Genomic DNA, 23,158 nt, shown 5'->3' with positions numbered 1-23,158 from the left:
GCGGCGAGCTCCCTACTCCTCGGCGCGCGCCGCAGCGGCCGTTCCGCCCCCGCGCCTACCGTTGCAGCGTCCGCCTGGCCGGGACGACTCCGCCCGCGACCGCGCGCTGGCGGGGCGCCGCCGTGCCCGTCCAGCAGGTGCCGCGCCGCGACACGAGGCGGCGGAGCCAGAGCTCCGTGGACGCCAGGTGCGCGAGGCCGTCCAGCGGGAGCGGTTCACCCTCGGAGGCCGCGCGCAGGGCCTTGCGTACGACGCGGGCCTCGACCAGGCCCGCGTCGGCGAGCAGCGGGGCGTCGAAGAGGGCGATCAACTCCGGGAGGGCGGCGCGCAGACCGGTGCGGGCGGTCGCGTTCGAGGTGGCGAGGGAGGGCGTGCCCCAGCCGGGCGGCAGTTCGTGGACGCCCGCGCCGGCGAGCACCCGGCGCAGGATCGCGGCGCGGGCGCCCGGCTGCACCCGGAGCGATTCGGGGAGCGCACGGGCGGCGCGTACGACCTGGTTGTCGAGGTACGGGGCGTGCAGCCGCTGGCTGCGGTTCTCGGCGGCCTGCTCCAGGATCCGGTGGTCGGCGGCGTACCGGGCCAGGGCCGCCCTGGCGCGGGCCTCGCCGGGGCGCTGGACGGAGACGGGGCGGATGGCCGCCTCCTGGAGCCGGACCGACACCTCGGCGAGCGCCTCCCCGGTGAGCCAGCGGGCGGCGGGGCCGGGCCGTGACCAGGCGAGGGCGGCCAGCGAGGCATCGGCGGGGGTGTCGAGGTCGGGGGAGTTCCGGTTGGCGTCCGGCAGCCGGTCGGCCGCCGCTTCCAGGCCGGTGCGGTACGACGTACGGGACAGGCGGCGGGCCGCGCGGTAGACGGTCAGCGGCACGAACAGGGAGTGCGCGCTCGGGCCCTCCGCCTTGGCGAGCGCGGCGACCGGGCGCAGCAGATGGCGTCGGCGACGGTCCATCAGCAGGTCGGCGAGGCGGGCCGGGTGGGCGTCCAGGACCTGCCGGGCGCCACCGCCGACGAAGTGGTCGGCGCTGCCCGACGCGAGGCGCCGGCGGTGGCGCTCGGCGACGACGAGCGAGGGGGCGGGTTCGTCGGTGAGCGGGCCGCCGCCCAGGCCGGCGTAGGGCAGGGCCTCCTCACCGGCCGCGACGACCACATGGTGCAGGCGCGGGTTGGCGGCGATGACGCGGGCGCGTTCGAGTTCGTCCTCGTGTCCGTGCGCGGTGAGGTCGTTGAGGGTGACGGCGAGCAGCCGCTCCCCCGCTTCCGTGCCGTGGCCGAGGAGGGTGCCGGGCAGGCCCGGAAGCCCGGCGGCGAGCAGGGCGAGGGTGGCGGAGGCGCTCCCTCCGGACAGGTCGGCGCCGATGCCGGGGACCGGTGCGCCGCGGGCGGCGCGCCGTTCGGCCGGGCCCATGCCGGGGACCGGGCCGGGGTCGGGCGGCAGGGTCTCGGGCGCGTGGCGCGGGGCCAGGAGTCTGGCGCGTACCGCTTCGACCAGTGCGTCGCGTACGCCGTCGACGGCGCTGACCGGGTCGAGCTGGGGTGCGGCGACGGCGAGGGAGGCCACCGCCTCGTAACCGGTGATCTCGCGCGAGCCCTCACGGAGGATGAGCGCGTGGCCCGGCGGGATGCGCTTCACCCCGGCGTACGGGGTGCCGTCGCGCAGCGCCTCCGGGGTCTCGGGGCAGGCGAGCAGGGCGGCCAGGTGGCCGATGTCCAGCTGGGCCTCGATGAGGTCGGCGAGCGGGAGCGCGGCGGTGGCGTACGCCGTGCCGCCCGCCCAGGGCGTGTAGAAGACGGGGCGGGCACCGGCGAGATCCCCGATGACGGTGATCCGGCGGCCGATCTGGACGACGGTCGTGTAGCTGCCGGGCCAGGAGGTGAGGTGGCGCAGGGCGCCGCCGCGGGCGGCGAGGAGGCCGGAGCGCAGCTGTTCGTCGGTGGCGCTGCAGCAGCCGAGGACGGCCATCCGGGCGGTGGGCGCGCCCTCGGTGGTCTCGACCGTGGTGATCCGGATCTCGTCGGGGCGCCAGTCGCCCACGGCCCAGAGCGGATCCGGGTCGCCCCACAGGAGTTGGGATCCCACGGGGTGCATCGTGCGCCCCTCGTCGCTGGGGCCGACCGCACCGGCCGTACCGAAGCTCGCGGCGATACTGCTCCACCCCACCAACCAACGCATCGCCGCCTCCACAGGCTGTGGACAAAACGGCGCAGCAGGGCAGTAGCGGGAGAACTCCGGTAACGCGCGGCGCCGTTGCGAACATGCTGCCACGACAACGGCGCACAGGAGGGGCTACGTAGGGCGCACGTCGGAAGGGCATGCGCCCCTGGCAAAGGCCGGGCGGGACGGAAGGCCGGACCGGGTGCGGGCGGGCGCACATCGGGCGGCTCTTGAGGGGAAGGGGGTCGCGCACGGCCCGCACCGGGCACCTCGCCCGTCAACTGACGTACGAGACGGGCGCGTTGGTTTCCCCGTACGAGCCGGATCAACCGGCCGAAATCCGGCCACCCGGGAATCGCCCGCGCGTCGTCCGCGAGCCGCCGAGGGGCGACTGCCGGACGGTCGGCGAGATGTCCGCGAAACGGACGGCCCAACCTCGGACGACCGACGACATTCGGCCATTTTCAGAGCAGGTTGCAACCTCGCGCCGGTCAACTCACCGCATCAGAAGTCCGCTTTCGCCCCACTTGATTCCCTGAACCTTCCCGAATGCCTCCTGGAACCCCGGGCAGCCGCGACCGATCTCCACCGGGACCGCCGACGCACAGTCCGGGAGGCGTCGTCCACCTCCCGGACCGGTCCGCCGCCTGCGGGGAATGAGGCGGCAGTGTCCCCCAGCCCACTGAGTTCTGTGCAGTGGGCCGACCCACGCAGCACCCATGGAAACGCTTCCGAAACGGCCGGACGAGAGCGCACGGCCGGGCGCACGGCCACACACCAGGAGCACGTACGGGGCTCCGCGCGCGGCGCCGGCACCACGTACGAACAGGGCTCCCACGTGCCGTTCCCGTGCGCCGTCGGGCAGTTTCGCGGGCCCGGTCCACCCGGCGTCCGGACCGCGCGCGGACCGCCTCCGATCCACTTCCGATCCGCGCCCGGTCCGCGCCCCGGCCGCCGTCCGCATCCGCACGGACAACAATCCCGCCATACGGACGTCTGCCCCTTAACGGTAGGGATGCGGCGAACTACGCTGGGTTTACTGAGGTTCTCTGCAGGAGGCATATTCCTCGGGGCTCGGCCATATGCGTGTGCGGCCGGAGTGCCGGGGTTCGTCGCTGGGGAGGACACGGTACGAATGCCGCGCGCCGCAACGGTGACGCGGCGGCTGTCTGTGTGTCGAGGGGTGGCGCATGTCCAGGGAGCAACGCGGACCGAACGAGAAGCTCGGAACCGTTCTCGCCCTCGCGGGAATCAGCAATGCCGGGCTCGCCCGGCGGGTCAATGACCTCGGGGCGCAGCGCGGTCTGACACTTCGGTACGACAAGACCTCGGTGGCCCGGTGGGTCTCCAAGGGCATGGTGCCGCAGGGCGCCGCGCCCCATCTCATCGCCGCGGCGATCGGCGCCAAGCTCGGCCGGCCGGTCCCGCTGCACGAGATCGGGCTCGCGGACGCCGATCCGGCGCCGGAGGTCGGGCTGGCCTTCCCGCGCGACGTGGGCGAGGCGGTCCGCTCGGCGACCGAGCTGTACCGGCTGGATCTGGCCGGGCGGCGGGCGGGCGGCGGCGGGATCTGGCAGTCGCTCGCGGGCTCGTTCTCGGTGAGCGCGTACGCGACCCCCGCGTCCCGCTGGCTGATATCCCCCGCCGATGCGACCGTGGCACGGGACGCGACAGCGATCGGGGCGACCGCCCTCGACACCCAGGGCGCGCGGGGCGCACAGGGCGGTGCAGGGGCGCAGGGCCCGTCGGGCAGGGCGGCGGAGGTCACGGAGCCGGTGCCCGTCGCTCCGCCGGCATCCGGGGCGCAGCCGACACCCGGCGACCGGGCCACGCTGACCGCACAGGCGGCCCGGACGGCACTCGGCACCCTGGGAGCACTGGGCACGCGGCAGGCGCCCTCCATCCCCGCCCAGCCGCGCCCCGAATCCACGTCCGCGGCCCCGCCCGCCCCCGTCACCGCCCCCAGCGACATCTCCCCGCTGCGAGTGGGCCACAGCGATGTCTCCAAGCTGCGGGAGGCGGCCCAGGACGCCCGGCGCTGGGACTCCAAGTACGGCGGCGGGGACTGGCGGTCCTCCATGGTTCCGGAGTGTTTACGGGTCGACGCGGCGCCGCTGCTGCTCGGCTCGTACAGCGACGAGGTCGGCCGGGCGCTCTTCGGCGCGGCCGCCGAGCTGACCAGGCTCGCCGGGTGGATGGCCTTCGACACCGGCCAGCAGGAGGCCGCGCAGCGCTACTACATCCAGGCGCTGAGACTCGCGCGGGCCGCGGCCGACGTGCCCCTCGGCGGCTATGTCCTCGCGTCGATGTCGCTGCAGGCCACCTACCGCGGCTTCGCCGACGAGGGGGTCGACCTCGCGCAGGCCGCCGTCGAACGCAACCGGGGCCTCGCCACGGCCCGCACCATGAGCTTCTTCCGCCTGGTGGAGGCCCGTGCCCACGCCAAGGCGAACGACGCGGCCGCCGCCGGCTCCGCGCTGAAGGCCGCCGAGGGCTGGCTGGAGCGCTCCAGGGACGGCGACAGGGACCCGTCCTGGCTGGGCTTCTACTCGTACGACAGGTTCGCGGCCGACGCGGCGGAGTGCCATCTCGATCTCAAGGCGCCCCGGCAGGTGCGGCGCTTCACCGAGCAGGCGCTGTCCAGGCCCACCGAGGAGTTCGTCCGCTCGCACGGGCTGCGGCTCGTGGTCTCGGCGGTGGCCGAGCTGGAGTCGGGCAATCTGGACGCCGCCTGCGCCGCGGGCACCCGGGCGGTGGAGGTGGCGGGCCGCATCTCCTCGGCGCGGACCACGGAGTACGTACGGGATCTGCTGCACCGGCTCGAACCGTACGGGCACGAGCCGCGCGTCGCCGAGCTGCGTGAGCGGGCCAGGCCGCTCCTGGTGGCGCCCGCGTAGACGGAATCCGACGTGCCGGGAGCCGGGCCGTAAAGATTCGGCGCCACGCTGGGCCACGCTGGTTTGAGTGCGTTGTCAGTGGGTCAGTGCACTATCGGGGTGGGAGGTGGCGTGATGATGACGCACGCGGCGTACGACTGCGACGTGCTGGTGATCGGCGGCGGGATCGTCGGTCTGTCGACGGCGTATGCGATCACGCGCACCGCTCCGGGCACCCGGGTGACGGTCCTGGAGAAGGAGCCGGGCCCGGCCCGGCACCAGACCGGACGCAACAGCGGAGTGATCCACAGCGGCGTCTACTACCGCCCCGGCTCGCTCAAGGCCCGCTACGCGGTGCGCGGTGCCGCCGAGATGGTCGACTTCTGCGCCGAGCACGGCATCGCGCACGCGGTGACCGGCAAGCTGATCGTCGCGACCGAGCGGTCCGAGCTGCCCCGGCTGCACGCCCTGGTCCAGCGCGGCCGGCAGCACGGGCTGCCGGTGCGCGAGCTGGGCCCCGCCCAGATCACCGCGTACGAACCCCAGGTCAGCGGCCTCGCCGCGATCCGGGTCGGGTCGACCGGGGTGTGCGACTTCGCGGCGGTCGCGGCCCGCTTCGCCACCGAGGTGAGCGGCGCCGGCGGAGTGATCCGTTACGGGGCGGAGGTCACCGCGATCGACCGGCGCCCCTGGGGCGTGGCGGTGCGCACGGCGGACGGCGTGGTGGTGCGGGCCCGGGCGCTGGTCAACTGCGCGGGGCTGCACTGCGACCGGGTGGCGCGGCTCGCGGGCGACGACCCGGGGATGCGGATCGTGCCGTTCCGCGGGGAGTACTACGAGCTGGCGCGGCCGGAGCTGGTGCGCGGCCTGGTCTATCCGGTGCCCGATCCGGCGTTCCCGTTCCTGGGGGTCCATCTGACCCGGGGCCACGACGGCAGCGTCCACGTCGGGCCGAACGCGGTGCCGGCCCTGGCCCGTGAGGGATACGGCTGGCCGGTCGTGCGCCCGCGCGAGCTGGCGGACACCCTGGCCTGGCCCGGCTCCTGGCAGATCGCGCGCAGACACTGGCGGTACGGGGCGGGCGAGGTGCGCCGCTCGCTGTCGAAGCACGCGTTCACCCAGGCCGTGCAGCGGCTGCTGCCCGAGGTGACGGAGGCCGATCTGGGACCGGCCCCGGCCGGGGTGAGGGCCCAGGCCGTGCTGCGGGACGGCACCCTGGTGGACGACTTCCTGATCCGCGAGGCCCCGCACACCGTCCATGTACTGAACGCGCCGTCGCCCGCCGCCACGGCCTCGCTGCCCATCGGGCGGGAGGTGGCACGCAGGGCGCTGCTCCGGGCACGGGAGACGGGGTGGAGGCCGCCCGCCGTAGAATCGGGGCATTGTGTCTGAGCCCATGAACCCCTCCGAGAGTCTCTCCGGGAAGTCCTCCGAGAACCTCTCCTCGCCCGCTGCCGGGAATCCGTCCGCCGCCGGGATTCCGGACGATCTGCGCGCCGCCTCCTTCGAGCGGCAGCGCCGGCTGCGCCAGGAGCCGCGCTTCCCGGGCGGGCCCGCCATCGACCCGGCCGGTTCGCACCACGAGCGCCGCATCCGCAGCTTCCAGCCGCGCCGCAGCCGTGTCACGCCCGGCCAGGAGGACGCCCTGCTGCGGCTCTGGCCGAAGTGGGGCCTGGACATCGACGGACAGCGCGTCCTCGATCTGCCCGAGCTGTTCGACGGGCTCCCGGTCGTGCTGGAGATCGGCTTCGGGATGGGCGAGGCCACCGCGCAGATGGCCGCCGCCGACCCGGGCACGGGCATCCTCGCCGTCGATGTGCACACCCCCGGCCAGGGCAATCTGCTCGGCCTCGCCGACCGCAACGGCCTGTCCAACGTCCGGGTGGCCAACGGCGACGCGATCATCCTGCTGCGCGAGATGCTGAAGCCGGACTCGCTGGACGGGCTGCGGGTGTACTTCCCCGACCCGTGGCCCAAGAAGCGCCATCACAAGCGGCGGCTGATCCAGCCGGAGTTCCTCGACCTGGTGGCACAGCGGCTGAAGCCGGGCGCGGTGATCCACTGCGCGACCGACTGGGAGCCGTACGCCGAGCAGATGCTGGAGGTGCTGAGCGCGCACCCCCTCTTCGAGAACACCGTGGCGGACGGCGGCTACGCGCCCCGTCCCGCGTTCCGGCCGCTGACCCGGTTCGAGGGGCAGGGCCTGGACAAGGGCCATGTCGTGCACGACCTGCTCTTCGCCCGCAGCTGAGACGCGGGCGCGGCCCGGGTGACCGTGGCCGGGCGCGGGCGCCCCATGGTCAGGTGTCAGTGCCGCTGGTTAGGGTCATTGCGTGGTGTCCGACGGGTCTGTCCAGCAGCGGCAGTCGCAGCCGGCCGTCCCGCTTCTCGAGGAGCAGCGGGTCGGCGAGATTCTGGCTGCCGTGCCGGAGCGCAGGCACTGGCGCTACCGGCCGCGCCGCGTCGGCATGGTGTGGCGCAGCCGGACGTTCCGCGTCGCGGCCGTGTTCACGGTGCTCGCGCTCTGCGGTCTGGCGATCCTGGCCCTGGTCCGTGACCAGACGGGCACGCAGGGCTTCCTCGTGGGCCTCGGTCTCGCCGTACTGCCCGTGCCGCTCCTGATGGCGGCGTTCCGCTGGCTGGACCGGGTCGATCCGGGCCCCTGGCGGAATGTGCTGTTCGCCTTCGCCTGGGGTGCGTTCGCCGCCGCCCTGGTCGCGATCCTCGCGAATTCGTTCGCCACCCGCTGGATAGCCACGGCCACCGCCGACCCGTCGAACGCCGACACCCTCGGTGCCACGGTCATAGCGCCGGTCGTCGAGGAGAGCGCCAAGGCCGCCGCGGTCCTGCTGATCTTCCTTTTCCGAAGACGGGAGTTCACCGGGATCGTCGACGGCGTCGTGATCGCCGGGATCACCGCGAGCGGCTTCGCCTTCACCGAGAACATCCTCTACCTCGGCAACGCCTTCGGCGAGGATCAGCAGATCGGCACCTCGGGCGTCGTGTCGGTGACGGCCGCGACGTTCTTCGTACGGGCGGTGATGTCGCCGTTCGCGCACCCGCTCTTCACGGTGCTGACCGGCATAGCATTCGGGCTCGCCGCGGCCGCTCCACGACGCCGGCGCATCCGCCGGATCGCACTGCCGCTGCTCGGGCTGGTCCTCGCCATGGGCATGCATTCGCTGTGGAACGGTTCGGCGGTCTTCAGCCCCTACGGCTTCTACGCCGTGTACGGGGTGTTCATGGTCCCGGTCTTCGGCCTGGTGACCTGGCTGGCGATCTGGTCGCGCGTGCGGGAGCTGCGTACGCTCTCCGCCGAGCTGCCCGCTTACGCGGCGGCCGGCTGGCTGACCCCGGCGGAGCCGCTCGCCCTCTCCTCGATGCGGGCCCGCAGCCTGGCCCGCGACGCGGCCCGCCGACGCTACGCCGTCGAGGCCCGGGGAACCTGGCAGAGCCCGTACGGCCCCACCCCCGCTCCCTCCGCCCAGGCGAAGGCCGCGGCGAAGGCCTACGGGAAGGCGGCCGCGCAGGCCGTCGCCGAGTACGAGTCGTTCGCAACCTCACTGGCCTCGTTGCGTCTGCAGGCCCGCCGCGGTACGGCCGGCCCGGACTTCGCCGACCGCGAGCTGGAGCTGCTGCACCACCTCTGGCAACGCAGAGAGGTGGCCTCCCCCGCCCTGGCCTACGCGGCCCAGGCAACGGGCCGTCTGCGCCCCGCGTACCCGCCGCCCCCGTGGACGGCCCCACCGCCGCACCCGCAGTACGGCGGCTGCCGCAACAGCTACAGCAGCCCCGGCTACAACCCGTACCTGCTGCCACGGCAGCAGCCACCGCAGTAGGCCCTCTCGTCAGGCGGATGCCTCGGTGAGCTCGGCCAGTTGCTGCTCCGTCAGCGAGAGGTCCGCGACGGCCACCAGCGCGGGCAGCTGCTCGACCGTGCGGGCCGAGGCGATCGGGGCGGCCACGGTCGGCCGGGAGGCGAGCCAGGCCAGGGCGACGGTCGCGATCTGCGCGTCGTGCTCCTGGGCGACCTTGTCCAGGGCGGCCAGGACCTTCTGTCCCCGCTCCGATTCCCGGTACTCGCTGACGCGCTCGGCCCGCGCGCTCTCCACCATGACGCCCGGACGGTACTTGCCGGTGAGAAAGCCGGAGGCCAGGGCGAAGTACGGCACGGCGGCGAGCCCGGCGCGGGCCGCCGTGTCCTGGAGTTCGCCCTCGTACGTGTCGCGGGAGACCAGGTTGTAGTGCGGCTGCAGGGCGACGTAGCGGGCCAGCCCCTCGCGCTCCGAGAAGTCCAGGGAGGCCTGGAGCCGCTCGGGGCTGATGTTGGAGGCGGCGATCTCCCGGACCTTGCCCTCCTTCACCAGCTGGTCGAGGGCGGTGATGATGTCCTCGACCGGGACGGTCTCGTCGTCGAAGTGCGTGTAGTAGAGGTCGATGTGGTCCGTGCCGAGCCGGCGCAGCGAGGCCTCGGCCGCGGCCTTGATGTTGGCGGGCGCGAGCCCCCTGTACGCGGGGTGGGTGGAGACCTTGGTGGCGACGACGACGGCGTCGCGGCCGGAGCGGGAGGCGAGCCACTTGCCGATGACCGTCTCCGACTCCCCGCCCTCGTTGCCCGATACCCAGGCGGAGTAGCCGTCGGCGGTGTCGATGAAGTTGCCTCCGGCCACGGTGTAGGCGTCCAGTACGGCGAACGACTGCGCCTCGTCGGCGGTCCAGCCGAAGACGTTGCCGCCCAGGGCGAGCGGGAATACCTGGAGGTCGGAGGAGCCCAGCCTGCGAAGAGAAGTCATGAGTGGATCAACGAATTCCGGTGCGTCCGCTATTCCGGATTCCGGCATTCCGGTGGGTCCGCTGCCACGGTCGCTCGCTCTCCGTGCCCTCTCAGCAGACCGGCAGCCCTGACGTCGGGGGGGAGCGTCAGGGCTGCCGGGGTTCATCGGGGCGGGCGTCGCCTCAGGGGTTGAGGCCCTTGCCGCGGAGCCAGGCCATCGGGTCGATGCCCGTGCCGTCGGCGGTGTGGACCTCCAGGTGGAGGTGCGGGCCGGTCACGTTGCCGGTCGCGCCGACCCGGCCGATCGTCTCGCCGGTGGTGACCTTCTGGCCGACGCTGACGCCGATCGAGGACTGGTGGCAGAACCACAATTCCGTGCCGTTGTCGAGCTCCAGCACCGTGCGGTAGCCGTACGAACCGGACCAGCCGGCCGACTTGACCGTGCCGCCGTGAATGGCCTTGATCGGGGTGCCGGTCGGAGCCGCGAAGTCGAGGCCGGTGTGATGGCCGGAGGACCACATCGAGCCGGCCTGACCGAAGGTCGAGGTGATCGTGTACGAGGAGGTCGGGATGGCGTAGCTGGCGGCGAGCTTGGCGAGCCGCAGGGCCTCCGCCTTCTTCTTGGCCTCCTCCTCCGCCTTCTTCTTCTCGGCGGCGACCTTGGCCTCGGCCTTGTCCTGCTGCTTCTTGGCCTCGGCGGCGGCCTTCTCCGCGGCTTCCTTCTCCTGGGCCGCCCTGGCCTCGGCGTCGGCGGCGTCCTGCTGCTGCTCGGCCTGCTGGAGGATACGGGCGCGGAGCACCTCGCCCGCGTCCGTCGTGCCCTGCTCGACCTCGGCGGTGGTGATGCCGGCGGTGGTGAGCGGGGCGCTGGCGGCCGCGATCTCGGCCTTGTCCGCCTGGGACCCGTCGGAGAACAGGGAGCCCACGCCGGGAAGTGACTTGGCGTCGGGGAGGTTGTCCGTGATGGCGTCGGGCACGGAGATGGAGACTGGGGGCTTGCCCTGCGCGGTGGCCATACCGCCCGCGCCGACCGCCGCCATGACGCCGACGCCCAGCACCGTGGAGCTGCGGGCGAGTCCGTTGCGCTGCTTGGCGACGCGGTGCCTGCCGCGCACCGGGCGGACCGATTCCTCGGTGGGGTTCCACTCGTCCCAACCGCGTTCCGGTTCGCCGTTGTTGCCGTCGGTGCGGAGGTCGCCGCCGAACTCGCCGGTGAACTCGGCGCCGTAGCCGGTGCCGTAGTCGGGATGGAACCGGGACGGGGCCTCGGGGGCAGGCTTGTTGGACGCCACGGGGGCGCACTCCTTTCCTTCCTTCTCGCCTACCGGGTTAGCTGACGGGTTCGGAGCAGGAAGGTCTCCTACGGGCCCCTCCGTCTCTCACGAGACACAGGTGTCCGATTCACCCCATGTAGGTGGTTCCCCGGTTCCCTTGCGGAATTCGGCGCTCGCGCACGGTGCCGCCACTGACGACGGCTGGGACGACCGCGCTGCGTTATCGAACGTTAATAGACACCGGGGCCGTATTCCAAGCTGTTCCCACTGATCGTTCACGTCTTTGGCCTGGACTTTACGGGACACAAGCGGGTGCAACCGGACGAGTTGACCACCCTTCAGCCACTACCCCGTTTCTGACGTTGCGTCAAATGTTATGCGGAGCGGCGCCTTTCGATTACACACGGTGGCATCGCGTATTCCGTTCCTCGCGCCGTCTTCGTGCGCCGTCCCTCACGTCGCGCCCGACATCGTGCCCGATGCCGTCTCCGCGCCGACGATCCGCACGGTCCTGCGCCGGTCCGGCTGCCCCTGTGCGGGGCGTACGACCGCGAGCAACGCCATGTCGTCGGTCGTCTCGCCGCCCGTGTGCAGGCGTACGTCATCGGTCAGCGCGGACAGCAACTCCTCGGGCCCCGGGAAGATCCGCCCGCGCAGCCGGGCCGCCGGGTCGTAGAACACCCCCTCGGCGTTCCGCGCCTCGGAGAGCCCGTCCGTGTAGAGGAGCAGGGTCGTCCCGGCCGGCAGATCCCACTCGTCCGTCCGCTCCGGCCATGCCCCCAGGGCCATTCCGAGCGGCAGCGCCGGCACGGAGGGCTTCAGCACCTCCAGCACCCCGTCCGGGTGCAGCAGGATCGGCTCGGGATGGCCGCGGTTGACGATCCGCACCCGGGACATCCCGGACGGGATCTCGGCCAGCACGGCGGTGATGAAGCCTTCGAGCACGTCGAGCCCGCCCCGCCGCGCCTCCTCCCGGGCCAGTGCACGCTCCAGCCGCCCCGCCACCCCCTCCAGCGAGGACTCCTGCTCGGCCGCTTCGCGGAACGCCCCGATGACCACCGCCACCGTCTCCACCGCTTCGAGCCCCTTCCCCCGCACGTCCCCGACCACCAGCCGCACTCCCCACGGGGTGTCCGACACGGCGAACAGGTCACCGCCGACGAACTCGTCCGCCTGCGCCGCCTCGTACCGCGCCGCGACCTGCAGTCCGCCGATCCGGTCGGCCGGCTTCGGCAGCACCGCGCGCATGGCCGTCTCCGCGATGAACCGCGCGGAGGCCAGCTGTTCATTGCTGCGCCGTACGACCCCGTTGATCACCACCGCGAGGACCGAGACGGTGGCCAGGGTGAGCAGTTCGATCAACGGCACGACTTCCGGCAACGTACTGCTGGACAGCCGCAGCGCGATGACGGCCAGCATCGAGGCGACAGCGGTGCGGATGGTGCTGGCCAGCGAGAAGAACGGGGCGGCGATCAGCGGAGCGGCCACGAACAACGGAATGGCGGTGAAGGTGTCCGGGGTGAGGGCGTCGAAAACCAGCCCGCCGAGAATCATCAGGGCGGGCAGCGCGCGCACGAACTCCCGGGTACCGCCCCCGGCGCGTCGGCCGCGACGCTTCTCCCGCTTCCACACCTGTGGTCTCCTGCCCGGTACGCGCGCGGCTGCGGACGGTACCGCGCCCCGCTCCCAGGCTCACCGGAGCGGACCGGGGCGGCGACTCCGCCTCGGCCATCGGGGGGACGCGGGCGGTGCGGAGCGAAACAAGTCAGGCCCGGCACGCGATATGCGTGCCGGGCCTGACTTCTTCAGTAGCGGGGACAGGATTTGAACCTGCGACCTCTGGGTTATGAGCCCAGCGAGCTACCGAGCTGCTCCACCCCGCGTCGGTGAACACAACTCTACGGCATCTCCAGCGCTCTTTTGACCACTCGGATTCGCCCGGCCTTCACCCCGGCCGGTTCAGGACGGATTCGTCTCGGAGATACGGGGCGTGGAAGCGGCCTTCCCGTCGACCGCCGGCGGCTTCATCGGGTTCGCGCCGCGCTGCAGCGCGTGGAGGATCGCCAGCCCCTGGCCGACGACGCCCGCCGCCATCTCGTTGACACCGTTGGTGCCGTTGAGGACGGTGAGGTCGGCGCCGGACATGCCCCGGGCGGCCGCGTCGGCCAGGGCGGGCAGGTTCTCCACGATGCGGTTGGCCGCGATGAGCTCCTGGTTGCCGTCACGCAGCGAGGCGGCGCGCGCACTGTTGGCGTCGGCCTGGGCCTGGGCGAGGGTCCGCTCCGTGTACGCGTTGCCGTCGGCCTCGAACTTCACCCGGTCACGGGCCGCCTCCGCCAGGGTGCGCTGCCGGTAGGCCTCGGCGTCCGCCGGGCGCCCGACCTCCGCCTTCAGCCGTTGGGCGGCAAGCGCGGCCTGCCGCTCGGCCAGCGCGGTCTGCTCCTCGATGACCTCGTGCGAGGCCCTGGCCTGGGCGAGCGGCCCGGCCTGGGCGGCGCGGGCGTTGTACTGCTCGGTCTCGGCGAGGAAGCCGGCCCGCTTGATCGCCGTGTCGCGTTCGTACTCCGCCTTGAGCGCGGCGGCCTGCTGCTCGCGCTGGCTGGCCTCCTGGTCGGCCTTGGCCTCGGCGATCCGGGCCTGGCTGGCGACCGCGGCGGCGTGCGGGGCCGCGAGGTTCTTGATGTAGCCGGTGGCGTCGTCGATCTCCTGGATCTGGAGGGCGTCCACGACGATGCCGAGCTTCTCCATCTCGCCGTGGCTGCCCGCGATGACCTCCTGGGAGACCCGGTTGCGCTCGCGGATGATCTGCTCCACGGTCAGCCCGCCGACGATGGAACGCAGGTGCCCGGCGAAGATCCGCCCGACGAGCTCCTCCATCTGGTCCTGCTCGGTCAGGAAACGGCGGGCCGCGTTGGCGATGGACACGGCGTCGTCACCGACCTTGAAGACGGCCACGGCCCGGACGTTGAGGCGGATGCCCTGCTGCGTCACGCAGTCCTCGGTGATCTCCGCCTCGCGCAGTGCCAGGGAGAGCATCCGTGCCTTCTGCTTCACCGGGAGCACGAAACTGCCGTGCCCGGTGACGATCCGGAACTGGGTGTCCAGGGTCTGCCCCTTGGAACCGGATATGAGCATCGCCTCGTTGGGGGCGGGAACGTGCCAGAAGAACATCGCAAGACTCCTGCCGTATGTCCAGCTTCCGTGAGTACGTCGCTGCTTCGGCTCAGGACGGCAGGCGTTCCACGATCACGCCGCGCGCCGAGACCGAGTCGACGACAACGACGCGCACGTCCCTGTCGATCGACGTCGCCGACCATGCGGTGTAGGCCTCGGACCCACCCCGCACGGCCACCAGTACTTCGCCCGGCCCATCGGACGGAATCGGCACGGTCACACGGCCGATCGCCCCGACCGGGCTGCGGGCGGACTCATCTGCCCTGTGCATGCACCACCGCCTCGACGTTTCCACGGTACTCCGCGCCAACCATCGCAGAAGGGCTCATAACATCCCGGAACGACGACAAGCGAGAGCCCATATGTGGTGATATGACTGATTTACCCGGTACCCGCAGCCGCGATGAACTCGCGCCGACCGAGGAGCGATCCGTGGACGACTACTCGTTGCTCGACCTCTTCTGGACCATGCTCTGGTTCTTCCTCTGGGTCATGTGGCTGTTCCTGCTGTTCAAGGTCATCACGGACATCTTCCGCAGCCACGACCTCGGCGGCTGGGGCAAGGCCGGCTGGCTGGTCCTGACGCTGCTGCTGCCGTTCATCGGCGTGTTCGTGTACGTGATCGTGCGCGGCAAGTCCATGAGCAAGCGGGACATCAAGGAGGCCCAGGAACGCGACGCGGCCTTCAAGGCGTACGTACGGGAGGCCGCCGGCACCTCCGACGCGGGCGGCGGCGACGCCACGAAGAAGGGCAGCCACGTCGACGACCTGGCGAAGCTCGCCGAGCTCAGGGACCGGGGCGCCATCACGGACGAGGAGTACCAGCGGGCGAAGACGAAGCTCCTGGTCTGACCCTCCCGTACGGCACGGTCCCCGCGCGGCATGCATCCCGCTCTCCGCCCGGTCCGGCGAACTGGCAGGGCGCCAGGACCCCGAGGAGGCTTGAGACATCAGCCACGGCGGGAGGCCGAGGGGGTGCGGCCCCCATCTCGGAGCGCGAGGAGATGGCCCGGTCATGAACGGCACCACGCTCGAGGACCTGGACGCGATGCGGACGGCGCTGCGCGGTCCCGTCATCGGCCCGCAGGACCCGGAGTACCGCCGGGCCCGCACGGTCTACAACGCCATGATCGACAGACGTCCGGCGGCAGTGGTGCGCTGCACCGACACGGCGGACGTCATGGCGGCGGTGGATTTCGTCCGGGACGAGGGTCTCGCGCTCGCGGTCCGCGGCGGCGGGCACAGCGGTGCGGGCCTGTGTCTGGTGGACGACGGAGTCACCATCGACCTCTCGCCGATGCGCTGGGCGCACATCGACCCCGGCGCGCGGACCGCCACGGTCGGGGGCGGCGCCACCCTCGGCGACCTCGACCACGCCGCCCACGCGTTCCGGCTGGCCACGCCCTCCGGAATCCTGTCGTCCACCGGTGTCGGCGGCCTCACCCTGGGCGGCGGCCACGGCTACCTCACCCGCAGGTACGGCCTGACCATCGACAATCTGCTGGCCGCGGACGTGGTCCTGGCGGACGGCACCGCGGTGACGGCCGACGGCACCAGCCACCCCGACCTGTTCTGGGCGCTGCGCGGCGGCGGTGGCAACTTCGGCGTCGTCACCTCCTTCACCTTCCGGCTGCACCCGGTGGACACCGTGGGCGTCGCCATCACCGTCTGGCCGGTCGACCGGATCAAGGACGTACTGCGCTGGTACCGCGACTTCCTGCCACAGGCCCCCGAGGACCTGAACGGCTTCTTCGCCGCGCTCACCGTGCCGCCCGGTCCGCCGTTCCCGGAGGAGATCCACGGTCAGAAGATGTGCGGTGTGGTGTGGTGCTGGACGGGCGACCCCGAGCTCCTCGAAGCCACCCTCAAGCCCGTCGAGGACCCCGGCCCGCCCGCCTTCCACTTCACGGCTCCGATGCCCTACACCGCCCTGCAGTCCATGTTCGACGAACTGCTCCCCACCGGTCTCCAGTGGTACTGGCGCGGCAACCTCTTCGACCGGATCACCGACGACGCCGTCGACGTACACGCGAAGTACGCCGAGAACCTCCCCACCGCCCTGTCGATCATGCACCTGTACCCGGTCGACGCGGCCGCCCACCGGCTGGGTCCGGACGACACGGCCTGGGCCTACCGGGACGCGGTCTGGTCCGGTGTCATCGCGGGCGTCGACCCGGACCCGGACAACGCCGAGAAGCTCAGGCAGTGGTGCGTCGACTACTGGGAGGAGCTGCACCCGCACTCCATGGGCGGTACGTACGTGAACTTCATCGGCGCGGGCGAGACCCCGGACCGGGTGCGCGCCACCTACCGCGACCACTACGACCGCCTCGCGGCCGTCAAGCGGACCTACGACCCGCACAACTTCTTCCACGCCAACCAGAACATCGAGCCGGCCGCCTGACCGGCTCGTACAGGGCGAGTCCGCAGAAAGAACCCCCCGGGGAAAGGCGTCCGCATCATCCGATCGGCTGACCCGGCCGTCGGCCGTCGAGGGCCGGGAACGGAGCCCGCAGGCCGACCGGTGCGGACCGGATCCGGCCCGAGGATGGATGCAGAGCGGGAAACGCAGAGCTTCCCGAACCTGCCGAGCCCCTGGCCGAACCCGAGAAGTCGTTCACCATGAAGAAGCTGTCGCTGCGCGCCCGTGTCCTGACCGGTGCCGTCGCCGCCGCCGCCGTCGGCACGTTCCAAGTCGCCTCCGCCAGCGCCTCCACCCCGACCGCCGCCCCCACCGCCGTCGAGGCCGACGCCGCGAACCGCAACCTCCAGCAGACCACCCACCTGACCGTGGCCGCCGCGACCAAGGCCGCCCAGGCGACCCTCGACGCCGCGAAGAAGGAGAACCAGCGCGTCTCCGTCGCTGTCGTCGACCGCAACGGCAACACCATCGTCACTCTGCGCGGCGACGGCTCCGGCCCGCAGGCCTACGAGTCGGCCGTGAAGAAGGCGTACACCGCCGTCTCCTGGAACGCCCCCACCTCCGAGCTGGCCAAGCGCCTGACGAACGCCCCCACCCTGAAGGACATCCCTGGCACCCTCTTCCTCGCGGGCGGCGCCCCCGTCACCGCCAAGGGCGCCCCGATCGCGGGCATCGGCGTGGCCGGCGCCCCGAGCGGCGACCTCGACGAGAAGTTCGCCCAGGCCGGTGTGGCCTCCCTCGGCCGGTAACACCCCCAGGAGACCGGCGGCACCCGCCTCCCCCGTACGGGTGCCGCCGGTCTCTCCCGCAAACGACGAACGCCCCGACCGGGCAGAACCGGTCGGGGCGTTGTCGTGCGGGTCGCGGAGGCGGACTCCGCCCTCGCCAGGCGTAGGCCGTGTGGGACTCGAACCCACAACCAACGGATTAAAAGTCCGCTGCTCTGCCAATTGAGCTAACGGCCCTCGGCGAATCACCCCTGAGCATAGCCCGCCGGGGCCCGGTCGCCGATCGGGTATCGGTTACCGGGCCCCGGTACGGTGAATTCCCGGTCCGTCAGAGGGATTCGTCCGGGGCGATCGTGCCCTTGTGATCCGGTTTGAGGAACCAGTGTCTCGCCGACGCCAGCCACCATGTCGCCGCGAAGCCCAGGACCACCAGCACCGCGACGGGCGCGTAGTTGAACGTCTCCCAGGTGACCGGCGAGACCTGCGGCAGCATGAAGAGCGCCGTGATGATCACGACCCAGGCCACCGCCACGATGCCGACCGGCCGGGACCAGCGGCCCAGGTGCCAGGGGCCCGGGGTGAAGTCGCCGCCCCGGAGCAGCCGGAGCAGCGTGGGGACGACGTAGGCGATGTAGAGCCCGATCACCGCGATCGAGGTCACCGCCGCGTACGCCGTGACGTTGATCAGGTACGGCAGGCCCAGCGCGAGGGCGCCGGCGGCGGCCAGCCAGACCGCGGCGACGGGGGTGCGGGTGCGCGGGCTGACCGTGTGCCAGGCGCGCGAGAAGGGCAGGGCCCCGTCCCGCGAGAAGGCGTAGATCATGCGGCTGTTGGCGGTCACGGACGCCATGCCGCAGAAGAGCTGGGCGCCGATCACGATCAGCAGCAGGAGCTTGCCGGTGGTGGCGCCGAGGGCGTCCAGGAGGATCTGGGCGGGCGGGGCGCCGGTCGGCGAGTTCAGCGCTCCGTCGTACGAGTGGATGGCGAAGGTGAAGCCGAGGAGCAGGACGAAGCCCGCGATCCAGGAAGTCCAGATCGACCGGACGATGCCCTTCGGGCCGGCCGTCGCCGCGTCGTGGGTCTCCTCCGTCATATGGGCGGAGGCGTCGTAGCCGGTGAAGGTGTACTGGGCCATCAGCAGCCCGATCATCACGACGTAGAAGCCGCTGCCCCAGCCGGTGTTGTTCACGAACTCGGTGAAGACGAACGACGCCGACCGGTGCGAGTCCGGTACGAAGGTCAGGGCGCCGACGATGACGGCGACGCCGACGACGTGCCACCAGACGCTCACACTGTTCAGGATCGCGACGATCCGCACCCCGAAGGTGTTCAGCAGGCCGTGCAGCAGCAGGATCGCGGCGAAGAGCAGGATCGTACGGGTGGGGGTGACCCCGAAGCCGAACTGGAGATTCAGATACGCGCCCAGGAAGGACGCCGCCCCGAAGTCGATCCCGGCGGTGACGGCGACCTGGCCGAGGACGTTGAACCAGCCCGTGAACCAGGCCCAGGCCGCGGCCGAACGCGGCGGGGCCAGCCGGTGGGCCCAGAAGTAGAGGCCGGCGGAGGTCGGGTACGCCGAACAGATCTCGGCCATCGCCAGGCCGACGAACAGCGTCATCAGGCCGACGACGACCCAGCCCCAGGTGATGACGGCGGGGCCGCCGGTGTTCATGCCGAAGAGATAGAGCGTGAGGCAGCCGGAGAGCACCGAGATGATCGTGAACGAGACGGCGTAGTTGGAGAACGCGGACATGCGCCGGGCCAGCGTCTGCGTGTACCCGAGCTGCGCCAGGCGCTCCTCGTCGGAGATGCCCGATGGTGGTGGTCGGTCCTCGCCCGTGTCGATTGTCATGGACCCAGCAATTCCCGCGCGCCGTGGCACACATGCGGTCGCCGTGGTCACGACTGGGAAAACCCGCCGCTGAACCGGATTCCAGCGTGTGCCGGCCGGCTTCCGCGGCGCCGGGTAAGCGAAAAGAAAGCGGGCCCGCTCGTAAAGAGCGGGCCCGCTTTCCGCAGACCTTTCAGCGGACCTTCAGCAGGTCCTCACCGCGTTCAGCCGTTGCGCTTCCAGCGCGGCTTGTCGTCGCGGCGGCCGAAGGAACCGGTGCTGGTGCCGGAGCCCCGGTGGTCGTCGCGGCGGCCGGTCGGACGGTCGCCGCCACCGGAGCGGAAGCCGCCGGAGGGGCGGTCGTCACGACGGTCGCGGTTGAACGGCCGGTCGCTGCCGCCGGAGCGGAAGCCGCCCGACGGACGGTCGTCACGACGGTCGCGGTTGAACGACGGACGGTCGTTGTCGCGGCGGTCGAAGGAACGGCCACCGCGGTCGTCCCGGCGGTCGCTGGAGCGGAAGCCGCCCGAGGGACGGTCGTCCCGGCGGTCACGGTTGAAGGACGGACGGTCGTTGTCGCGGCGGAAGCCACCGGACGGACGGTCGTCACGACGCTGGAAACCACCACGGTCGCCACGGCGGTCGTCCCGGCGGTCACGGTTGAAGGACGGACGGTCGTTGTCGCGGCGGAAGCCACCGGACGGACGGTGTTTTGTGCCGTTGCCGCGGTAGCCACCACGGTCACCGCCGCGGCTGTCCCGGCGGTCGAAGTTGCCGCGCTCGTCGCGACGGTCGTCACGGGCGGCGGGCTGCTCCGGCACGGAGACGGCGGCCTCGATCGCGGCCTCCGCCTCGGCGGCGACCTCGGCGACGGCGGCCTCGGGGTCGTCGCCCCGCTCGCGCGCGGCACGGGCGACGAGGCGGTCGGCCTCCTCGCGCAGCTCACCGGCGCGGCGCTGGACGCGCTCCAGCTGCCTGGTCAGGTCGGCGACCTCGCGCTCGGCCTGCTTGGCGGCGTTGTTCGCGGAGTCGGCCTGGACCTCGGTCAGCGAACGGGCACCGGTGATCTCGGCGACCTCCGGGTCGAACGCGCCCGCGCCGCCGACGATGTGACGCGAGGCGTCGACGCCCGCGTCCTCCATCAGACGGAAGATCTGACGGCGCTGGTGCGGCAGCGCCAGCGAGACGACGACACCGGACTTGCCGGCACGGGCGGTACGGCCCGAGCGGTGCAGGTAGTCCTTGTGGTCACCGGCCGGGTCCACGTTCAGCACCAGGTCGATGCCGTCGACGTGGATACCGCGGGCGGCGACGTCGGTCGCGACGAGCGCGTTGACGTAACCGTCCTTGAAGTCGGCGAGCACCCGGGTACGGGCACCCTGCGTCATGCCGCCGTGCAGCGCGTCCGCCTTGACGCCCGCCTCGACGAGCTGCTCGGCGATGCGGTCGGCGCCCAGCTGGGTGCGGACGAAGATGATGGTGCGGCCCTTGCGGGCGGCGATGGCGGAGGTGACCGGCGCCTTGTCCTTCGGCTTCACGACGAGGACGTGGTGCGTCATGGTCGTGACGTTGCCCTGGGCGCTGTCGACCTCGTGGCTGACCGGGTTGTCCAGGTAGCGCTTGACCAGCGTGCCGATCTCGTTCTCCATCGTGGCGGAGAAGAGCATGCGCTGACCGCCGACCGGAACCTGGTCGAGCAGCTCGGTGACCTCGGGCAGGAAGCCCAGGTCGGACATCTGGTCGGCCTCGTCGAGAACGGCGACCTGGACGTTCTCCAGGGAGCAGGCGCCCCGGTTGATGATGTCGCGCAGCCGTCCCGGGGTGGCGACGAGGATGTCGACACCGCGCTCCAGCGCGTAGATCTGGTTGCCCATCGACGTACCGCCGCAGACGACCTTCATCTTCAGGCCGAGCACGTCGCCGTACGGCTGGAGCGCGTCCGCGACCTGCATCGCGAGCTCACGGGTCGGGGTGAGGATGACGGCGCGCGGCTTCTTCTTCTCGGTGTGGCCGCCGGCCAGCGTGGCCAGGGTCGGCAGACCGAAGGAGAGGGTCTTGCCGGAGCCGGTACGGCCGCGGCCCAGGATGTCCTTGCCGGCCAGGGCGTCCGGGATGGTCGCGGCCTGGATCGGGAAGGGCTCCGTCACACCGTTCTGCGCGAGCTTGCGGACGATGCCCTCGGGCAGGCCCAGGTCGGCGAAGGTGACGGTCGGCTCGGCGTCCGTGTCGGTGTCGGCGGAGTCGGTGCCGGCCTGCTCGGCCAGGGGGGCGTCGGCCTCGATGGAGTCGGCGGACTCGGCGACGACGGCCTCGGCGGCCTCGGCGGCCTCGACGAGCTCGTCGTTCTCGATGCTCTCGGGCATGACGGTGTGGTCAGAACTGGAAATTGACATGCGAAATGCGAAACCTTCCGGAGTCTCGGCACGCGCCCGTAACTCCGTGATTCGCAATTTCGACCGCCTCAATGCGGTCCAGCCACGGCAAGGGAGAGTACGCGCCACACGGCGCGCTTCTGTTTCGGCGCCGGGCAATGGGATCAAACGATCTACTACCATACGCACTCCCCCCCACATCGCGCAAACCGGCCTTCCCCAGCCCCTCGCTACACCGGCCCCACCTGCGGCGACGCCTCGGGGGTCCGCAGCGGCACCGACCGGGCCGACGCCCCCGTCGCCTCGCTTCGGAGCTGCGCCGCGGGCGAGGCGGACGGCGGCGGCGCCGACGGCGGTTCGGACGGCTCCGGCTCGGGCTCGGGAGAGCTCGGTGGCCCGGGGGTCGGCGGTGCGGAAGGCACCGGGGACTCGGGCTGCTGCGGCACCCCGGGCCCGGGGTGCGAGGCCGAGGGCGCCGGCGGCACAGTGCCCCGGGGCGGCTCCGCCCCACCCGGCTCCGCACCCGGGCGCACGCCACCGGTGGCGTGCGAGGGCCCGGCGGAGTCGCCGGGCTCCGGCGATTCGACGGCCTCCCGCTCGGAGTGCGCCTCGGCCCGGCCGCCACCGGTACGGACCCGGCCGGTGCCCGCCACGGTGCCGCCGTCCGGCCGGGCGGCGCTCCCTGCGTGCTCGGGCGACGACGACGGCGCCGGTTTCTCTTCGTCGTCGCCGACGCTCATGCAGCCGGTGGACGCGGCGACCGTCGCGGCGACGACGGCCGCCCATCGGACGGGGACGGACAGCTGGCGCACGAGAGGCACCTCCGGGGTACGGGGAAGGAGCGGAGCGGTACGGAAGAAGTGGGGGCGCCGTGCCCAACTCCCGTTGCCCCGCCGGGGACACGCCCCGGCCCCCGGCCCGCACACCACCCGCACGCCTTCCACGTTCCGTCCGCACGCCGCCGGGCGGACCCGGCGGTGGCCCGGGGGGCTCATCCGTAGCCGAGCGCGTGCAGCCTCGCGTCGTCGATGCCGAAGTGGTGGGCAATCTCGTGGACGACCGTGATCTCGGTCTCCGCCACGACGTCCTCGCGGGACTCGCACATCCGGAGCGTCGGCCCGCGGTAGATGGTGATCCGGTCCGGCAGCACCCCCGCGTACCACTCGCCGCGATCGGTCAGCGGCGTGCCCTCGTACAGCCCGAGCAGCTCCGGATCACCCGGGTCGGGCTCGTCCTCGACGAACACCGCGACGTTGTCCATCAGCCGCGTCAGCTCCGGCGGGATCCGGTCCAGCGCCTCGGCGACCAGTTCTTCGAACTCTTCGCGCGTCATCTCCAGCACCCCGCCATTGTCCCGTACTACCGGTCGCGGCGCCCCGGCCCGGACCCCCTACTGCGCCTATTCGGTTTGGCTGACGCAGAAACGCCGTAGTACAGTCTGCGACGTGCCCAAGGGCGCCGGTCAGGGCTTGACCGTTCTGCAACCTCAAGAGGTTGCAGGAGAAGCGGAACCTCTTGGGGGAAGCGGAGTCACATGCTTCTCACGTCCTCCGGGGCG

General features: G+C 72.1%; 17 protein-coding genes, 2 tRNA genes and 1 riboswitch. Of the genes, 7 read left to right on the top strand and 12 right to left on the bottom strand.

Annotated elements, in window-relative coordinates; translation table 11 throughout:
• Positions 1 to 55: 55 nt before the first annotated feature.
• The gene (locus BT364_RS31310) at positions 56 to 2,167 is read right to left on the bottom strand and encodes an asparagine synthase-related protein (protein WP_107408347.1); all 2,112 of its coding nucleotides are present in this window, start codon (positions 2,165 to 2,167) and stop codon (positions 56 to 58) included.
• A gap of 1,172 nt (positions 2,168 to 3,339) precedes the next feature.
• Here BT364_RS31310 and BT364_RS31305 point away from each other — a divergent pair.
• From BT364_RS31305 to BT364_RS31290, 4 genes are all read left to right on the top strand, one after another.
• Positions 3,340 to 5,046, top strand: coding sequence for an NsdA family TPR-like regulatory protein (locus tag BT364_RS31305; RefSeq protein WP_072488599.1), 1,707 nt, complete (start codon positions 3,340 to 3,342; stop codon positions 5,044 to 5,046).
• Positions 5,047 to 5,160: 114 nt separating this feature from the next.
• The gene (gene lhgO / locus BT364_RS31300; RefSeq protein WP_072488598.1) at positions 5,161 to 6,417 is read left to right on the top strand and encodes an L-2-hydroxyglutarate oxidase; all 1,257 of its coding nucleotides are present in this window, start codon (positions 5,161 to 5,163) and stop codon (positions 6,415 to 6,417) included.
• Between the two features lie 4 nt (positions 6,418 to 6,421).
• Positions 6,422 to 7,276, top strand: coding sequence for a tRNA (guanosine(46)-N7)-methyltransferase TrmB (gene trmB / locus BT364_RS31295; protein ID WP_072488597.1), 855 nt, complete (start codon positions 6,422 to 6,424; stop codon positions 7,274 to 7,276).
• Positions 7,277 to 7,361: 85 nt separating this feature from the next.
• Entirely contained in the window at positions 7,362 to 8,864 is a 1,503-nt protein-coding gene (locus BT364_RS31290) for a PrsW family intramembrane metalloprotease (RefSeq protein ID WP_072488611.1), read from the top strand.
• A 9-nt stretch (positions 8,865 to 8,873) separates the two neighbouring features.
• Here the strand turns inward: BT364_RS31290 and BT364_RS31285 are convergent, their stop codons facing one another.
• The 6 genes from BT364_RS31285 to BT364_RS31260 all read right to left on the bottom strand — a co-directional run bounded on the left by BT364_RS31285 (position 8,874) and on the right by BT364_RS31260 (position 14,518).
• Complete coding sequence (locus tag BT364_RS31285) at positions 8,874 to 9,818, bottom strand: aldo/keto reductase (RefSeq protein WP_072488596.1); 945 nt, start codon at positions 9,816 to 9,818, stop codon at positions 8,874 to 8,876.
• A 163-nt stretch (positions 9,819 to 9,981) separates the two neighbouring features.
• Complete coding sequence (locus BT364_RS31280) at positions 9,982 to 11,091, bottom strand: M23 family metallopeptidase (protein WP_072488595.1); 1,110 nt, start codon at positions 11,089 to 11,091, stop codon at positions 9,982 to 9,984.
• 11 nt (positions 11,092 to 11,102) lie between these two features.
• A riboswitch (cyclic di-AMP (ydaO/yuaA leader) is annotated at positions 11,103 to 11,255 on the bottom strand.
• Between the two features lie 271 nt (positions 11,256 to 11,526).
• A complete protein-coding gene (locus BT364_RS31275; protein ID WP_072488594.1) occupies positions 11,527 to 12,705 on the bottom strand; it encodes a PP2C family protein-serine/threonine phosphatase in 1,179 nt (392 codons plus the stop codon).
• 177 nt (positions 12,706 to 12,882) lie between these two features.
• Positions 12,883 to 12,956 (bottom strand) — tRNA-Met (locus BT364_RS31270).
• A gap of 76 nt (positions 12,957 to 13,032) precedes the next feature.
• The gene (locus tag BT364_RS31265; protein ID WP_072488593.1) at positions 13,033 to 14,244 is read right to left on the bottom strand and encodes an SPFH domain-containing protein; all 1,212 of its coding nucleotides are present in this window, start codon (positions 14,242 to 14,244) and stop codon (positions 13,033 to 13,035) included.
• Positions 14,245 to 14,296: 52 nt separating this feature from the next.
• Positions 14,297 to 14,518: a hypothetical protein gene (locus BT364_RS31260; RefSeq protein ID WP_256260295.1), complete on the bottom strand. Its 222-nt coding sequence runs from the start codon at positions 14,516 to 14,518 to the stop codon at positions 14,297 to 14,299.
• A 161-nt stretch (positions 14,519 to 14,679) separates the two neighbouring features.
• On the opposite strand from BT364_RS31260, the gene BT364_RS31255 reads away from it, so the two are divergent.
• The 3 genes from BT364_RS31255 (at position 14,680) to BT364_RS31245 (ending at position 17,418) form a co-directional block, all read left to right on the top strand.
• The gene (locus tag BT364_RS31255) at positions 14,680 to 15,099 is read left to right on the top strand and encodes an SHOCT domain-containing protein (RefSeq protein ID WP_072488592.1); all 420 of its coding nucleotides are present in this window, start codon (positions 14,680 to 14,682) and stop codon (positions 15,097 to 15,099) included.
• A gap of 163 nt (positions 15,100 to 15,262) precedes the next feature.
• Positions 15,263 to 16,651, top strand: a complete 1,389-nt coding sequence (locus tag BT364_RS31250; RefSeq protein WP_072488591.1) for an FAD-binding oxidoreductase — start codon at positions 15,263 to 15,265, stop codon at positions 16,649 to 16,651.
• A gap of 218 nt (positions 16,652 to 16,869) precedes the next feature.
• On the top strand, positions 16,870 to 17,418 hold the full coding sequence (locus BT364_RS31245; RefSeq protein WP_072488590.1) for a GlcG/HbpS family heme-binding protein: 549 nt from the start codon (positions 16,870 to 16,872) through the stop codon (positions 17,416 to 17,418).
• 143 nt (positions 17,419 to 17,561) lie between these two features.
• On the opposite strand, the gene BT364_RS31240 is transcribed toward BT364_RS31245, so the two are convergent.
• The 5 genes from BT364_RS31240 to BT364_RS31220 all read right to left on the bottom strand — a co-directional run bounded on the left by BT364_RS31240 (position 17,562) and on the right by BT364_RS31220 (position 22,942).
• A tRNA-Lys gene (locus tag BT364_RS31240) sits at positions 17,562 to 17,634 on the bottom strand.
• A 91-nt stretch (positions 17,635 to 17,725) separates the two neighbouring features.
• Positions 17,726 to 19,249, bottom strand: coding sequence for an amino acid permease (locus tag BT364_RS31235; protein ID WP_072488589.1), 1,524 nt, complete (start codon positions 19,247 to 19,249; stop codon positions 17,726 to 17,728).
• Between the two features lie 203 nt (positions 19,250 to 19,452).
• On the bottom strand, positions 19,453 to 21,591 hold the full coding sequence (locus tag BT364_RS31230; protein ID WP_072488588.1) for a DEAD/DEAH box helicase: 2,139 nt from the start codon (positions 21,589 to 21,591) through the stop codon (positions 19,453 to 19,455).
• Between the two features lie 239 nt (positions 21,592 to 21,830).
• Positions 21,831 to 22,412 carry a hypothetical protein gene (locus BT364_RS31225; RefSeq protein ID WP_072488587.1) on the bottom strand — a complete coding sequence of 194 codons (582 nt, stop codon included), beginning with the start codon at positions 22,410 to 22,412 and terminating at the stop codon, positions 21,831 to 21,833.
• Positions 22,413 to 22,591: 179 nt separating this feature from the next.
• Entirely contained in the window at positions 22,592 to 22,942 is a 351-nt protein-coding gene (locus BT364_RS31220) for a metallopeptidase family protein (RefSeq protein WP_206433537.1), read from the bottom strand.
• Between the last annotated feature and the right edge of the window lie 216 nt (positions 22,943 to 23,158).

The sequence above is a fragment of the Streptomyces atratus genome, from assembly GCF_900119365.1.
Classification (GTDB): Bacteria; Actinomycetota; Actinomycetes; order Streptomycetales; family Streptomycetaceae; genus Streptomyces; species Streptomyces atratus_B.
This window is presented reverse-complemented; position numbering and strand designations above follow the sequence as displayed.

Excerpts from the sequence above, each read along its gene's own strand:
- BT364_RS31310 (WP_107408347.1), bottom strand. The coding sequence starts at position 2,167 with ATGCGTTGGTTGGTGGGGTGGAGCAGTATCGCCGCGAGCTTCGGTACG.
- BT364_RS31305 (WP_072488599.1), top strand. The coding sequence starts at position 3,340 with ATGTCCAGGGAGCAACGCGGACCGAACGAGAAGCTCGGAACCGTTCTC.
- lhgO (WP_072488598.1), top strand. The coding sequence starts at position 5,161 with ATGATGACGCACGCGGCGTACGACTGCGACGTGCTGGTGATCGGCGGC.
- trmB (WP_072488597.1), top strand. The coding sequence starts at position 6,422 with ATGAACCCCTCCGAGAGTCTCTCCGGGAAGTCCTCCGAGAACCTCTCC.
- BT364_RS31285 (WP_072488596.1), bottom strand. The coding sequence starts at position 9,818 with ATGACTTCTCTTCGCAGGCTGGGCTCCTCCGACCTCCAGGTATTCCCG.
- BT364_RS31265 (WP_072488593.1), bottom strand. The coding sequence starts at position 14,244 with ATGTTCTTCTGGCACGTTCCCGCCCCCAACGAGGCGATGCTCATATCC.
- BT364_RS31260 (WP_256260295.1), bottom strand. The coding sequence starts at position 14,518 with ATGCACAGGGCAGATGAGTCCGCCCGCAGCCCGGTCGGGGCGATCGGC.
- BT364_RS31250 (WP_072488591.1), top strand. The coding sequence starts at position 15,263 with ATGAACGGCACCACGCTCGAGGACCTGGACGCGATGCGGACGGCGCTG.
- BT364_RS31245 (WP_072488590.1), top strand. The coding sequence starts at position 16,870 with ATGAAGAAGCTGTCGCTGCGCGCCCGTGTCCTGACCGGTGCCGTCGCC.
- BT364_RS31235 (WP_072488589.1), bottom strand. The coding sequence starts at position 19,249 with ATGACAATCGACACGGGCGAGGACCGACCACCACCATCGGGCATCTCC.
- BT364_RS31230 (WP_072488588.1), bottom strand. The coding sequence starts at position 21,591 with ATGCCCGAGAGCATCGAGAACGACGAGCTCGTCGAGGCCGCCGAGGCC.